The sequence below is a fragment of the Fusibacter bizertensis genome (assembly GCF_029914245.1).
GTDB lineage: Bacteria > Bacillota > Clostridia > Peptostreptococcales > Acidaminobacteraceae > Fusibacter_C > Fusibacter_C bizertensis.
In genome coordinates, this window is sequence record NZ_JARYZI010000022.1 from 1 (window position 1) to 14,765 (window position 14,765).

Annotated in this window: 14 protein-coding genes and 1 other annotated feature; all 14 genes read right to left on the bottom strand. The window is 37.1% G+C overall.

Annotated elements, in window-relative coordinates:
* Positions 1–92: 92 nt before the first annotated feature.
* A complete protein-coding gene (gene fusA / locus QE109_RS17320) occupies positions 93–2,159 on the bottom strand; it encodes an elongation factor G (protein ID WP_281095808.1) in 2,067 nt (688 codons plus the stop codon).
* 65 nt (positions 2,160–2,224) lie between these two features.
* Entirely contained in the window at positions 2,225–2,695 is a 471-nt protein-coding gene (gene rpsG / locus QE109_RS17325; protein ID WP_281095809.1) for a 30S ribosomal protein S7, read from the bottom strand.
* Positions 2,696–2,826: 131 nt separating this feature from the next.
* Positions 2,827–3,243, bottom strand: a complete 417-nt coding sequence (rpsL, locus tag QE109_RS17330) for a 30S ribosomal protein S12 (RefSeq protein ID WP_281095810.1) — start codon at positions 3,241–3,243, stop codon at positions 2,827–2,829.
* A gap of 31 nt (positions 3,244–3,274) precedes the next feature.
* A complete protein-coding gene (locus QE109_RS17335) occupies positions 3,275–3,523 on the bottom strand; it encodes a ribosomal L7Ae/L30e/S12e/Gadd45 family protein (RefSeq protein WP_281095811.1) in 249 nt (82 codons plus the stop codon).
* Between the two features lie 79 nt (positions 3,524–3,602).
* Entirely contained in the window at positions 3,603–7,127 is a 3,525-nt protein-coding gene (gene rpoC, locus QE109_RS17340) for a DNA-directed RNA polymerase subunit beta' (RefSeq protein WP_281095812.1), read from the bottom strand.
* A gap of 32 nt (positions 7,128–7,159) precedes the next feature.
* Complete coding sequence (gene rpoB / locus QE109_RS17345) at positions 7,160–10,867, bottom strand: DNA-directed RNA polymerase subunit beta (protein WP_281095813.1); 3,708 nt, start codon at positions 10,865–10,867, stop codon at positions 7,160–7,162.
* 273 nt (positions 10,868–11,140) lie between these two features.
* A complete protein-coding gene (gene rplL, locus QE109_RS17350) occupies positions 11,141–11,503 on the bottom strand; it encodes a 50S ribosomal protein L7/L12 (RefSeq protein WP_281095814.1) in 363 nt (120 codons plus the stop codon).
* A 41-nt stretch (positions 11,504–11,544) separates the two neighbouring features.
* The gene (gene rplJ / locus QE109_RS17355) at positions 11,545–12,048 is read right to left on the bottom strand and encodes a 50S ribosomal protein L10 (protein WP_281095815.1); all 504 of its coding nucleotides are present in this window, start codon (positions 12,046–12,048) and stop codon (positions 11,545–11,547) included.
* Between the two features lie 12 nt (positions 12,049–12,060).
* Positions 12,061–12,190: a sequence feature (ribosomal protein L10 leader region), on the bottom strand.
* A 39-nt stretch (positions 12,191–12,229) separates the two neighbouring features.
* Entirely contained in the window at positions 12,230–12,922 is a 693-nt protein-coding gene (gene rplA / locus QE109_RS17360; protein ID WP_281095816.1) for a 50S ribosomal protein L1, read from the bottom strand.
* A 74-nt stretch (positions 12,923–12,996) separates the two neighbouring features.
* Positions 12,997–13,422 carry a 50S ribosomal protein L11 gene (gene rplK / locus QE109_RS17365; protein WP_281095817.1) on the bottom strand — a complete coding sequence of 142 codons (426 nt, stop codon included), beginning with the start codon at positions 13,420–13,422 and terminating at the stop codon, positions 12,997–12,999.
* Positions 13,423–13,436: 14 nt separating this feature from the next.
* On the bottom strand, positions 13,437–13,964 hold the full coding sequence (gene nusG, locus QE109_RS17370) for a transcription termination/antitermination protein NusG (RefSeq protein WP_281095818.1): 528 nt from the start codon (positions 13,962–13,964) through the stop codon (positions 13,437–13,439).
* A 39-nt stretch (positions 13,965–14,003) separates the two neighbouring features.
* Positions 14,004–14,210: a preprotein translocase subunit SecE gene (gene secE, locus QE109_RS17375; protein ID WP_281095819.1), complete on the bottom strand. Its 207-nt coding sequence runs from the start codon at positions 14,208–14,210 to the stop codon at positions 14,004–14,006.
* A 31-nt stretch (positions 14,211–14,241) separates the two neighbouring features.
* A complete protein-coding gene (rpmG, locus tag QE109_RS17380) occupies positions 14,242–14,391 on the bottom strand; it encodes a 50S ribosomal protein L33 (RefSeq protein ID WP_281095820.1) in 150 nt (49 codons plus the stop codon).
* A 293-nt stretch (positions 14,392–14,684) separates the two neighbouring features.
* The coding region (locus QE109_RS17385; protein ID WP_459251426.1) for an EF-Tu C-terminal domain-related protein at positions 14,685–14,765 on the bottom strand (81 nt) is incomplete at its 5' end.

Below are 14,765 nucleotides of genomic sequence, written 5' to 3' on the forward strand. Positions count from 1 at the left end.
ACCGTGGTCAACGTGACCGATTGTTCCAATATTACAATGTGGTTTGTTTCTTTCAAACTTTTGCTTTGCCATTGTTAGATTCCTCCTATAGGTTATTTTTTACCAATAATTTCTTCAGCAATGCTCTTAGGAACTTGCTCGTAATGACTGAATAACATTGCATAAGTACCACGACCTTGCGAACTTGATCTCAAAGAAGTAGAATATCCAAACATTTCAGACAAAGGAACATGTGCTTTGATAATTTGCGCACCATGTGCCATTTCCATACCTTCAAGTTTTCCACGTCTAGAGTTAATATCACCCATAACGTCGCCAAAATACTCTTCAGGTACTGTTACTTCAACTTTCATGAAAGGCTCAAGTACAACTGCATCACCTTTTCTCATCGCTTCTTTGAAAGCCATTGAAGCGGCAAGTTTAAATGCCATCTCGTTTGAGTCAACTTCATGGTATGAACCATCATAAAGATTTGCAACTACGTCAACAACTTCGAAGCCACCTAAGATACCAGCTTTAAGTGAACCTTGGATACCTTCGTCAACTGCCTTGAAGTATTCTCTTGGTACACTACCACCTGTAACAGTAGATTCAAATGCATAACCTTTACCTGATTCATTTGGAGAAAATTTAATTTTAACGTGACCATATTGACCTTTACCACCCGATTGTTTCGAGTATTTATAATCAATATCTGTCGCTTTTGTAATTGTTTCTTTGTATGCAACTTGAGGTGCACCAATATTCGCTTCAACTTTGAACTCTCTTAAGAGACGGTCAACGATGATTTCAAGGTGAAGTTCACCCATACCAGCGATAATAACTTGACCAGTTTCCTCATCAGTATAAGTTCTGAATGTTGGATCCTCTTCAGCAAGTTTAGAAAGTGCAACACCCATTTTTTCTTGACCCGCTCTAGTTTTAGGTTCAATTGCAACTCTAATAACCGGCTCAGGGAATACCATTGATTCAAGAATAATGATATGATCAGGATCACATAATGTATCACCTGTTGTAGTGAATTTAAGTCCTACTGCTGCAGCAATATCTCCTGCGTAAACTTTTGGTAGTTCTTCACGTTTATTGGCATGCATCTGTAAGATACGGCCAACTCTTTCTTTTTTACCTTTAGTAGAGTTAAATACATAAGAACCTGACTCAAGTGTACCTGAGTAAACTCTAAAGAATGTTAACTTACCAACAAAAGGGTCAGTCATGATTTTGAAAGCTAATGAAGAAAACGGAAGGTCATCACTTGAAGGTCTTTCAACTTCGTTGCCATCTTCATCAGTACCCTTAATTGCTGCAACATCTGTTGGAGCAGGCATGAAATCGATAACAGCATCAAGCATTTTTTGAACACCTTTATTTTTGTAAGCAGAGCCACAAAATACAGGTACAATTTCATTGTTGATAGTTGCTTTACGAAGTGCAGCTTTAAGTTCATCAACATTTAACTCTTCGCCTTCAAGATATTTTTCCATAAGTGTTTCGTCAGATTCTGCAATAGATTCAACCATAGCATGTCTGTATTCTTCTGCGATTTCTTTCAAATCTTCTGGAATCTCAAGTTCTTCGATATTTTCACCAAGATCATCTCTGTAGTAATAAGCTTTCATGCCCATTAAGTCTACCATACCTTGGAATTTATCTTCTGCACCAATTGGTAATTGAATTGGTACTGCATTTGCTTTTAAACGGTCCTTCATCATTTTTACAACTCTGAAGAAATCAGCACCAGTAATGTCCATTTTATTAACAAATGCCATTCTTGGTACGCCATACTTATCTGCTTGTCTCCAAACTGCTTCAGATTGAGGCTCAACCCCACCTTTAGCACAGAAAACAGCAACTGATCCATCTAATACACGAAGTGATCTTTCAACTTCTACAGTAAAGTCAACGTGACCAGGTGTGTCAATGATATTGATTCTCTTATCCTTCCAGACACAAGTTGTTGCAGCAGAAGTAATTGTGATACCTCTTTCCTGCTCTTGCTCCATCCAGTCCATTGTTGCACCACCGTCGTGAACTTCACCGATTTTGTAGTTGATACCTGTATAATAGAGGATTCTTTCGGTAGTAGTCGTTTTTCCGGCGTCGATATGCGCCATGATGCCGATGTTTCTGGTATTCTCTAGTGAATAACCCCTACTCATCGTTATCCTCCTTTCGATTAAAGGTTTAAGCTTAGCTAGCTAAGCCTAAACGCCATATTTTAAAATTAGAATCTATAGTGAGCAAACGCTTTATTTGCATCAGCCATTTTATGAGTATCTTCTCTCTTTTTAACTGCTGCGCCAGTGTTGTTAGCTGCATCCATAATTTCTTTTGCAAGTTTTTCTTGCATTGTTCTCTCGCCTCTTTTACGAGAGTAAGTGATTAACCATCTAAGACCAAGAGTTTGTCTTCTTTCAGCTCTTACTTCGATTGGAACTTGGTAGTTAGAACCACCAACTCTTCTCGCTTTAACTTCAAGAACAGGCATGATGTTGTTAATAGCTGTATCAAAAACTTCAGCTGGATCTTTACCTGTTTTCTCTCTTACCATCTCAAATGCACCGTAAACAATGCTTTGAGCAACGCCTCTTTTACCGTCATACATAACGGCATTGATTAATTTAGTAACTACCTTGCTTCCGTACATTGGATCAGGTAGTACATCTCTTTTGGGTACGTTTCCTTTTCTAGGCACTTTCTTCCCTCCTTATAATGTGTTTTCGTCATTCATCGGTACTCGACATTTGACTGTCGCTGTGCGTAACTTGCTATTGAATTAGTTTACTATATAAAGCCCCTTCCTTTCGGAAGAGGCCGGCTATATCATTATTTTTTCTTTGGTCTCTTAGCACCATATTTAGATCTTGATTGCATTCTGTTGTTAACGCCAGATGAATCAAGTACTCCTCTAACGATGTGATATCTACAACCTGGTAAGTCTTTAACTCTACCACCTCTGATAAGAACAACACTATGCTCTTGTAAGTTGTGGCCAACACCTGGAATATATGCAGTCACCTCAAAACCATTTGTTAATCTAACTCTGGCAACTTTTCTCAAAGCTGAGTTAGGTTTCTTAGGTGTAACAGTTTTTACACTTGTACATACACCTCTTTTTTGTGGTGAACTCATTTTTACTTGCTTTCTTTTTAAAGTATTTAAACTTCTTTGTAAAGCTGGAGAAGTTGACTTTTCTTCGATTTCTAGTCTTCCTTTTCTCACTAACTGATTAATAGTAGGCATCCTTTTTCGGCACCTCCTTTCCTTTTTTTATCTATTTTTCAATAACCGCTGTCGCAGCACCAACGTCAATATTACATGCACGCCCAAGCTCTTTCATCGAATTGACATAAACAATTTCAACCAACTTTTCTTGCGCCAGATCAATAACCTTTTGCACAAGAATTTTATCGGCATCTTCAGCAATGAAAACTGTAAGTGCTCGATCGGCTTTTATAGCCTTTGTTGATTGCTTTACGCCAACGTTGATTTTAGAATGTTTTGCGAGGTCGTTCAATTGCATACTGTGTCCCTCCTTGAAGTCGCCAATATGCACTTCATCATTTTAACACCATAGAAATTTACTGTCAATAAATTTTATGTTAAATACTATTAAAGGTTTCAACGTCTCCGAGGTCAAAATCTTCAGTAGTCTTAACTGTCATATCTTTGTAATATCTCATCCCTGTACCAGCTGGGATAAGCTTACCAATAATAACATTCTCTTTAAGTCCTAATAAACGATCTTCTTTACCATTGATTGCAGCTTCTGTAAGAACACGTGTCGTTTCTTGGAAAGAAGCAGCTGACAAGAATGATTCCGTTGCAAGTGATGCTTTTGTTATACCTAAAAGAGATCTAGTTCCAACCGCGATTTCACCACCTTCAGCAGTAATTGTATCGTTGAGTTTATTAAATTCTTTTAAGCTAACAACAGTACCTGGAAGCAACAACGAATCACCAGATTCATCTATTTTAATCTTAGAGAGCATTTGTTTCACTATGATTTCAATGTGCTTATCATTGATGTCAACACCTTGAAGTCTATATACTTTTTGAACTTCTTTAATAATATATTCACGTACACCATAAACACCGACAACTCTTAACAAGTCATGTGGGTTGATAGAACCTTCAGTAATTGACTGACCTTGTTTTACTCGATCGCCGTCTTTCACTTTAAGTCTTGCACCAAATACAATCAAAGCTGTATGTTGTTCACCAGTTTCTTCATGAGTAATAACAACTTCTTTTTTCTTCTTCGTCTCTTTAAATGAAACTACACCATCCATTTCAGCAATTACAGCTAAACCTTTAGGTTTTCTAGCTTCGAAAAGTTCCTCAACACGAGGAAGACCTTGTGTGATATCGCCGCCGGCAACACCGCCCGTATGGAATGTTCTCATTGTAAGCTGTGTACCCGGCTCACCGATAGATTGAGCAGCAATAATACCAACTGCCTCTCCAACATGAACAGGTTTTCCAGTTGCAAGGTTAAGACCATAACATTTAGAGCAAACACCATATTGCGTATCACATGTTAGTACAGAACGAATTCTAACTGTTTTATAACCAGCAGCAATTACTTTCTCTGCTAATTTTTCAGAAATAATTTGATTAGTAGTACAAATAACTTCACCTGTTGTAGGATTAACCAAATCTTCTACTGGATATCTACCCAATATACGTTCAGCTAAAGGTTCAATAAGTTCATTGCCTTCTTTAAATTCTATAACTTCAATGCCGTTATCTGTATGGCAATCAATTTCTCTTACAATCACTTCTTGACTAACGTCAACTAGTCTTCTTGTTAAATAACCCGAGTCAGCGGTTCGAAGCGCTGTATCTGCAAGCCCCTTACGAGCACCTGTTGTCGAAATAAAGTACTCAAGAACAGTTAATCCTTCACGGAAATTAGAAATGATTGGAATCTCAACAGTTTTACCAAGTGCATTGGCCATAAGACCACGCATACCTGCTAACTGTCTAATTTGGTTCTTAGATCCACGGGCCCCAGAATCAGCCATGATCTTAATATTGTTAAGGTTAGTAAGATTTTTCATAAGTGCGTCCGTTACATCTTCAGTGGTTTTAGTCCACGTTTGAATGATTTTCTCGTATCGCTCTTCTTCAGAAATCAAACCTCTACGGAAAGCCTTTTGATATTGATCTACTGTTGCTCTTGCTCCAGAAATCAAATCCTTTTTAGCTTCTGGAATCACCATATCCGAAACAGATACTGTAATTGCAGCTCTCGTAGAATATTTAAAACCAATATCTTTCATATGATCTAAAAGCTCTGCTGTAATAGTATTACCATATTCAGCAAAACATTTAGCAATGATTTCTTCTAAGTCTTTTTTCTTACAAAGGAAATCAATCTCTAATGAATATTTATCTTGCTCTCTATCAACAAAACCAAGATTCTGAGGTATTTTTTCATTAAATATAAAACGACCTACAGTACTCTCTGTTTTGACAAAAATGCCTTCTGCTTTTATATAGCGTTTTAAAATAACTCTAGTATGAAGCGTTACAGCGCCATTGAAGTAAGCAAGATTCAATTCTTCAAAATCTTTAAACACTTTTTTATGCTCTGGTTGGTCTTCACTCTCATAAGTGAGGTAATATGCACCAAGTACCATATCCTGAGTAGGAGTAGTAATTGGGCGACCATCTTTTGGTGCCAAAATATTATTAACTGATAACATTAAGAAACGTGCTTCAGCTTGAGCTTCTACTGATAAAGGTACGTGGACAGCCATCTGGTCACCATCGAAGTCAGCATTGTAGGCTGTACAAACTAATGGATGAAGACGGATTGCTTTACCTTCAACAAGTACCGGTTCAAACGCTTGAATACCAAGTCTATGAAGTGTAGGTGCACGGTTAAGTAGAACTGGATGTTCTGCGATAACTTCTTCCACAATACTCCATACTTCTGGTTTAACGCGTTCTACCATTCTTTTTGCACTTTTGATGTTATGAACATAACCATCATTTACAAGACGTTTCATAACAAAAGGTTTAAATAACTCAAGTGCCATTTTTTTTGGCAAACCACATTGGTAGAATTTAAGTTCTGGACCAACAACGATTACCGAACGACCTGAATAGTCAACACGTTTACCAAGTAAGTTCTGACGGAAACGACCTTGCTTACCCTTTAATAAATCCGATAAAGATTTAAGCGGTCTATTTCCTGGTCCTGTAACTGGTCTACCTCTTCTACCGTTATCGATGAGTGCATCTACTGCTTCTTGAAGCATACGCTTTTCATTTCTAACGATAATGTCTGGTGCACCTAATTCAAGAAGTCTTTTCAAACGGTTATTTCTATTGATTACTCTTCTATATAAATCATTTAAGTCTGCTGTTGCAAAACGACCACCATCAAGCTGTACCATTGGTCTTAAATCAGGCGGTATAACTGGAACAACATCTAGAATCATCCATTCAGGATCATTCCCAGAATTTCTAAATGCTTCTACAACTTCAAGTCTACGGACTATTCTAATCTTTCTTTGACCAGAACTATCTTTTAACTGCGATTTGAGATCTGTTGCAAGTGAATCTAAATCCACTTGTTGTAAAATTTCTTTTACCGCTTCAGCACCCATCATTGCTCTAAAAGTATTACCGTATTTCTCTCTGTACTGTGAGTATTCACTTTCAGTTAAAAGTTGCTTATGCTCAAGACTTGTTTCACCTGGTTCAATCACAATATAAGAAGCAAAATACAATACTTTCTCAAGTGATCTTGGTGAAAGGTCAAGCAATATCCCCATTTTTGAAGGGATTCCTTTAAAGTACCAAATATGAGATACAGGTGCAGCGAGTTCGATATGACCCATACGTTCACGTCTAACTTTTGACTTGGTTACTTCAACACCGCAACGGTCACAAATTACACCTTTATATCTTACTTTTTTATATTTACCACAGTGACATTCCCAGTCTTTAGTAGGTCCGAAGATCTTTTCACAGAAAAGACCTTCTTTCTCTGGCTTTAAAGTTCTATAGTTAATTGTCTCTGGTTTTTTAACTTCACCTTTGGACCACGATCTAATTTTACTTGGCGAAGCCAAACCTATCCTTATAGAATCAAAATTATTGAATTCGATCAAGGGCTACCTCTCCCTTCTCTAAATAAAGTTAGTTACTCATCAAAATCTTCGTCTTCTTCAAGAAAAAATTCTTCCTCAGTTGTCTCTAATGTATCATCTTCAAGCTCAACTTCTGTACTATTTGGAACCTCTTCTTCTTCTGGTAAATCATCGATAAATGCACCACGTTCAACATCGTTTGTGATTTTATTTTCACGTAATGCTGCATTGTAATCTAAACCATCATCATCGTCATCAGCAAGTTCAATTTCAATCTCACCTGCATCATCTCTAAGAACTTTTACATCAAGTGCTAGTGCCTGAAGTTCTTTAATCAATACTTTAAACGACTCTGGAATACCTGGTTCAGGAATATTTTCACCTTTTACGATTGCTTCGTAAGCTTTGACTCTACCTACGACGTCATCTGATTTAACTGTAAGAATTTCCTGAAGAGTATGTGCTGCACCATATGCCTCAAGTGCCCAAACCTCCATCTCTCCGAAACGCTGTCCACCAAACTGAGCTTTACCGCCAAGTGGTTGTTGCGTTACTAAAGAGTAAGGACCAGTACTTCTTGCATGGATTTTATCGTCAACCAAGTGATGCAGTTTTAGCATATACATGTAACCAACAGTTACCGGGTTATCAAATGCTTCACCAGTTCTACCATCTCTTACAAGCAAACGACCATTTCTAGGGTAACCTGCATCTTCAAGAATATCTTGAATTTGACTTTCTTTAGCACCATCAAATACTGGAGTTGCAATCTTCCAACCTTTTTTCTTAGCCGCTAAACCTAAATGGACTTCAAGAATTTGGCCGATGTTCATACGAGATGGAACACCAAGAGGATTAAGCACTATTTGTAATGATGTACCATCATCAAGGAATGGCATGTCTTCAACAGGAGAGATTCTTGAGATAACCCCTTTGTTACCATGTCGACCCGCCATTTTATCCCCAACACTAATTTTACGTTTTTTAGCAATATATACACGGATTAATTTGTTAACGCCCGGTGATAACTCGTCACCATTTTCTCTTTCGAATTTTTTAACATCAACAATTATTCCAGATTCGCCATGTGGTACTCTTAGCGATGTATCTCTAACTTCTCTAGCTTTTTCACCAAAGATTGCACGAAGTAATCTTTCTTCAGCTGTTAGTTCAGTTTCACCTTTCGGCGTTACTTTACCAACCATGATATCCCCTGCATTGACTTCAGCACCTATGCGAATAATACCTTCGGCATCTAGATTCTTAAGTGCATCTTCTCCGACATTTGGAATATCTCTTGTAATCTCTTCCGGTCCAAGTTTTGTATCTCTGGCTTCTGATTCATATTCTTCAATATGAATAGAAGAAAGTTTATCTTCCATAACCAGTTCTTCACTTAGCATAATAGCATCTTCGTAGTTATAACCTTCCCAAGTCATAAAGCCTATAAGTAAGTTAGTTCCTAATGCTATTTCACCATTATCAGTTGAAGGACCATCGGCAATGATTTCATCCAAAACAACTTCTTGTCCTTTTTTAACAAGAGGTTTCTGGTTGATACATGTGCCTTGGTTGGATCTTTTGAATTTCAATAACTTAAATCTGTATTTCTTTTTATCTTCATTCCCTCTTACTACAATCTCATCTGCAGAAACGTATTCAATCACACCATCAACTGGTGATTTAACAACCGAACCCGAGTCTTTAGCTGCGATATGCTCAATACCAGTACCAATAATTGGTGTTTCAGCTCTTACAAGTGGAACTGCTTGACGCTGCATGTTCGATCCCATAAGCGCACGGTTGGCATCATCATTTTCAAGGAAAGGAATCATAGCAGTTGCAACTGATACCATTTGAAGTGCTGAAACCTCAACTAAATCAATCTCACTTGCCGGAAACTCTTTGATGTCAGAACGACGTCTCGCTACTATACGATCACTTACAAAATGACTATCAGCAGTAACCGGTTCATTTGCAGGTGCAACAATATATTTTTCTTCAACGTCTGCAGTAATATAGATAATTTCGTCAGTAATCAAACCCGTCTCTTTGTTTATCTTTCTATATGGCGATTCAATAAAGCCATACTCATTAATTCTTGCAAAAGTACTTAAAGAACCTATTAGGCCGATGTTAGGACCCTCAGGTGTTTCGATAGGACACATCCTACCATAGTGAGAATGATGCACATCTCGAACCTCAAAACCCGCTCTTTCTCTCGAAAGACCGCCTGGTCCAAGTGCTGACAATCTTCTTTTATGAGTCAATTCAGCCAGTGGGTTGGTTTGATCCATAAACTGTGATAATTGTGAACTACCAAAGAATTCTTTAATTGCAGAAACAACTGGTTTAATGTTAATTAAAGCCTGCGGTGTAATTGCTTCCATATCTTGAATCGTCATTCTCTCACGAACAACTCTCTCCATACGCGATAAACCAATTCTAAATTGGTTTTGTAAAAGCTCACCAACAGATCTAATTCTTCTGTTACCTAAGTGGTCAATGTCATCAACATTACCAACGCCCCAGTTTAGATTTAAAATGTAACTAAAAGAAGCTATAATATCTGCTGGAACAATGTGTCTAGGTATTAATGTAGACATTTTTTCTTCAATTGCATTTAATTGTTCTTCAAGCGTATCACATGTATCAAGAATTTCTTTCAATACTGGGTAATACACTTTTTCTTTAAACGTAATTGAATCTGAATTAATGTAAGTACGAATGTCAACAAAATGGTTACCGATAACTCTAATAATTTTATCGTCATCCCCATAAACATCAACTTGCTTAACGCCAGCATTTTCAATAACAGTAGCCATCTCAATAGTGATTTTGTTGTCTTTTTCAACAAGCACTTCACCAGTTTGTGGGTTAATGATATTTTCAGCTGCCACTCGCTCTTCAATACGATTAGACACACCTAGTTTTTTATTGAACTTATAACGTCCAACTTTAGCTAAATCATATCTTTTTTCATCAAAAAACAATGAATTGATTAAATTTCTAGCACTTTCTACAGTTGGTGGTTCGCCTGGTCGTAATTTTTTGTAAATTTCGATCAAACCTTCTTCTTGATTGACAGTGCTGTCTTTGTCTAGTGTTTTAATCAGCTTTTCATCTTCACCAAACAACGATAAAATTTCGTGGTTTGATTGATAACCAAGCGCCCTAATTAAAGTAGTTGCTGGGAGCTTGCGCGTTCTGTCAATTCTTACTGAAACGATATCATTTGAATCCGTTTCATATTCAAGCCATGCGCCTCTGTTTGGAATAATTGTGCTTGAAAATAATCTGGTACCAACTTTATCGATTTTTACATCGTAATATGGTCCCGGTGATCTAACGAGTTGGCTAACAATAACCCTCTCAGCGCCATTGATGATAAAAGTTCCCTTATCAGTCATCAATGGAAAATCGCCCATAAATACCTTTTGTTCTTTGATTTCACTAGTTTCCTTGTTAATGAAGCGCACTTGCACTCTTAAAGGCACCGCGAAATTGACATCTCTTTCTTTACACTCTTCAACATCGTATTTAGGCTCTTCATCAAGTTCATAATCGATGAATTCTAAGCTTAAATTCCCAGTGTAATCTTCAATTGGAGAAATGTCTTTGAAGGCTTCTTTTAATCCTTCTTCTAGAAACCACTCATAAGATTTTCTTTGAATCTCAATAAGATTCGGTTTCTCAAGTAGCTCATTAATTCTGGCAAAACTCATTCTTTTCGTTTTTCCGAGCATTACAGGTTGTGGCATTAAATTTTCACCCCTTGTGTAATAAAAGTCGTTGTATTATAAAAGGACAAATCCTTTTCTAACCTCCCATGCTTACATTTAGAAACGCAGAAAACTCCATTCTAAACATACTTATAGCATTATAAAATAATATCACACTTGAATAGACGTGTCAACATTATTTTAAAAGTTTGTTTAGAATAGAGTTTTCTTTTTTGTAGCATTTACATGCATTTTACTACTTTTATCAAGTAGTCAAAATAGCCACCATAGAGATGGTGGCTATTATTAAGATTATTTTAATTCAACTGCTGCGCCAGCTTCTTCTAATGCAGCTTTGATTTTTTCAGCTTCGTCTTTAGCAATACCTTGTTTGATCGCTTGTGGAGCGCCATCTACTAAGTCTTTTGCTTCTTTTAAGCCTAAACCTGTAAGCTCTCTAACAACTTTGATTACGCCAATTTTCTTAGCGCCAGCGTTAGCTAAAATTACATCAAATTCAGATTTTTCTTCAACAGCGTCTGCAGCAACAGCTACAGCAGCGCCAGCAGGAGCAGATGCAGATACGCCGAATTCAGCTTCACATGCTTCAACCAATTCTTTAACTTCTAAAATACTCATGCCTTTGATAGCTTCAATAATTTGTTCTTTAGTCATTTTAAACACCTCCGGATAATTTTCCAATCATAATTAATCAATTAAGCTTCTGCATTTCCTTCTTTTTCTTTAATAAGATTTGATAAGAAATATGCAAAGTTTGCAACTGGCGCCTTGACACTTCCAAGGAATCTTCCAATTAACACTTCTTTCGATGGTAGATCTGCAATTTGAATAATCTGTTCAAGATTACAATATGAACCTTCCACAATACCAGCTTTAAGTTCAAGCTTCTTGTGGCCTTTTGCGAAGTCTTTGATGATTTTTGCTGGTATTACGGCATCTTCGATACCGAATGCAATTGCATTTGGGCCAGTCAAATCTTGAGATAATGCTTCAAACGGCGTATCTTTAATAGCGATTTTCACTAAGTTGTTCTTGTAAACTTTGTATTCAACGCCAGCTTGTCTAAACTTACTTCTAAGTTCAGTTACCTCTTCAACAGTTAAACCTCTGTAATCTACGAGAACAGCAGACTTAGCATTTGAAAATCTCTCTTTGATTTCCTCAACTGCTACTTTTTTCGCATCAAAATTATTTGACATTTGTCCACCTCCTTGTATAAAATAAAACCTCTCTTCCGTAGACAAGAGAGGTCATAATTTATCTTCATAAACTATTTATCCTTACCTCGGTAGGAAATTAAGCGTTAGCACCTACTGTCTACGGTTTATTTACATTTTTTTAAGACAAAGCAATTCTATCAAAGAATTACATACTTGTCAATTATAATTTCGCAGCGTTGATTTTGATACCAGGTCCCATTGTGCTTGATAGTGTTACACTTCTCAAGTATGTTCCCTTAGCAGCAGCAGGTTTAGCTTTAATAACTGCCTCAACTAATGCGCTTAAATTCTCAGTCAATTTAGCTTCGTCAAAAGATGCTTTACCGATTGAAACATGAACGATATTCGTTTTGTCTAATCTGTACTCAACTTTACCAGCTTTAATTTCATTTACTGCTCTTTCGATATCGAATGTTACAGTACCTGATTTAGGGTTTGGCATTAAGCCTTTTGGACCTAAAACTCTACCTAAACGACCGAGTTGACCCATCATGTCTGGTGTTGATACGATTACATCATAGTCAAACCAGTTTTCACTTTGGATTTTTGCAATAATATCTTCAGCACCAACGAAATCAGCACCAGCTTTTTCAGCTTCAATTGCTTTTTCGCCTTTTGCGATAACAAGAACTTTCTTAGTTTTACCTGTACCGTGTGGTAATACGATTGCACCTCTAACTTGTTGATCTGCATGTCTTCCATCAACACCAAGTTTGATATGAAGTTCTACAGTTTCATCAAATTTAGCTTTCGCTGTTTGTCTTACTAATTTGATAGCTTCATCAACTTCATAAAACTTATTTCTTTCAACAAGTTTCGAAGCCTCTTGATAAGCTTTACCTCTTTTTGGCATTTCGACCTCCTTCGTGGTTACGCGGATAAATCCTCCCACTACACATAGCGACTAATCACCGATTAGATTAGTGCTTAATCTTCAACTACGATTCCCATACTTCTTGCTGTACCTTCAATCATAGTCATTGCTGCTTCTACGCTACCTGCATTTAAATCAGGCATTTTAAGTTCTGCAATTTCTCTAACTTTAGATCTTTTTACAGTTGCAACTTTCTTCTTGTTAGGTTCACCTGAACCACCTTTGATACCAGCTGCTTTAATTAATAAATTCGCTGCTGGTGGTGTTTTAGTGATGAAAGTATAAGATCTATCTTGGTAAACAGTGATTACTACAGGGATAACCATACCTTCTTGATCAGCAGTTTTCGCATTGAATTCTTTAACGAATTGCATGATGTTAACACCTTGTTGACCTAATGCTGGACCAACTGGTGGAGCTGGAGTCGCTTTACCTGCAGGAATTTGTAATTTTACCATACCAGTTACTTTTTTAGCCATTGACATTCACCTCCTTAAAAGTTCTTTTTAACTTGATCAAACTCGAGTTCCACTGGCGTCTCACGACCAAACATCGATATCATTGCTTTTACCGATTGTCTTTCCATGTGGATTTCCTCTACTGTTCCAATAAAGTTTTCAAATGGACCAGAGATAACAGAAATCGTATCACCGATTGCAAAGTCTACATGAATACTTCTTTTTTCAAGACCCATGTTTTCAACTTCTTCGTCTGTTAGCGGAATAGGCTTAGAGCCCGGGCCAACAAAACCTGTTACTCCTCGTGTGTTGCGTACGACATACCAAGACTCATCTGTCATAAACATTTTTACTAATGCATAACCTGGGAAGATTTTTTTGGATTTGTCTTTTCGTTTGCCGGCTTTGATCTCAACGACCGTTTCTGTTGGCACGGCAACCTGTAGAATCACGTCTTCCATGCCTCTGTTCTCAACGATTTTTTCGATGTTGGCCTTAACTTTGTTTTCATGACCAGAATACGTATGAACCACGTACCATTTTGCAATATTAGTATCTGCCATGTCCTAGATTAAACCTCCTCCCATAGTTGCGGATTAGTTTTAAGCAAGTAGGTTGAAGAGAAACTTAAATACAGTATCTAGTATACCAATCGTAATTGCTGAAAAAGCACACATAGCTAGTACAACCAATGTGTAATTCCATACATCTTGACGAGTTGGCCAAGTTACTTTTTTAACTTCACTTCTCACACTTTTGAAAAACTTGCCTATGCTAAACTTGTTTTCTTTTACGTTACTAGAAGCCATTTATCTCAACCCCTTAAATTAGTATTTGAAACTACTTAGTTTCTTTATGTTCTGTGTGTTTTTTGCAAAACTTGCAGTATTTGCTCATCTCAATTCTGTCTGGGTTGTTCTTTTTGTTCTTCGTAGTGGTATAATTTCTGTTCTTACACTCAGTACATGCTAACGTGATGTTAACTCTCATCTCGACACCTCCTAAACCATTAATGTCCGTGCCTGGCAATGCACACTATACTCCACTATAACATTACTAATTTAACCTACCACAAAACAAATGGCATGTCAACAAAACCACGCTAGTTTGACCGCGTAATATTGTTAACAATTGTTCATCTTGTTAAGCAAGTTAAATAAGGACTAGTTGCCACTAGTCCTTATCTTCTAAAGTAACATTAGAAAATACAGTATTAAATCTTTAATTAATTACCTATAGTATTTTATAACAGGTCGTCAAAAATTACAACAAGAGTTTTTGAATTACTCAGTAATTTTGATAACAGAACCAGCGCCAACTGTTCTACCGCCTTCACGGATAGAGAATCTTAAACCCTCTTCTAC

Excerpts from the sequence above, each read along its gene's own strand:
- secE (WP_281095819.1), bottom strand. The coding sequence starts at position 14,210 with ATGGCTTCTAGTAACGTAAAAGAAAACAAGTTTAGCATAGGCAAGTTT.
- rplL (WP_281095814.1), bottom strand. The coding sequence starts at position 11,503 with ATGACTAAAGAACAAATTATTGAAGCTATCAAAGGCATGAGTATTTTA.
- rpoB (WP_281095813.1), bottom strand. The coding sequence starts at position 10,867 with ATGCCACAACCTGTAATGCTCGGAAAAACGAAAAGAATGAGTTTTGCC.
- nusG (WP_281095818.1), bottom strand. The coding sequence starts at position 13,964 with ATGGCAGATACTAATATTGCAAAATGGTACGTGGTTCATACGTATTCT.
- rplJ (WP_281095815.1), bottom strand. The coding sequence starts at position 12,048 with ATGTCAAATAATTTTGATGCGAAAAAAGTAGCAGTTGAGGAAATCAAA.
- fusA (WP_281095808.1), bottom strand. The coding sequence starts at position 2,159 with ATGAGTAGGGGTTATTCACTAGAGAATACCAGAAACATCGGCATCATG.
- rpmG (WP_281095820.1), bottom strand. The coding sequence starts at position 14,391 with ATGAGAGTTAACATCACGTTAGCATGTACTGAGTGTAAGAACAGAAAT.
- QE109_RS17335 (WP_281095811.1), bottom strand. The coding sequence starts at position 3,523 with ATGCAATTGAACGACCTCGCAAAACATTCTAAAATCAACGTTGGCGTA.
- rplK (WP_281095817.1), bottom strand. The coding sequence starts at position 13,422 with ATGGCTAAAAAAGTAACTGGTATGGTAAAATTACAAATTCCTGCAGGT.
- rpsL (WP_281095810.1), bottom strand. The coding sequence starts at position 3,243 with ATGCCTACTATTAATCAGTTAGTGAGAAAAGGAAGACTAGAAATCGAA.
- rplA (WP_281095816.1), bottom strand. The coding sequence starts at position 12,922 with ATGCCAAAAAGAGGTAAAGCTTATCAAGAGGCTTCGAAACTTGTTGAA.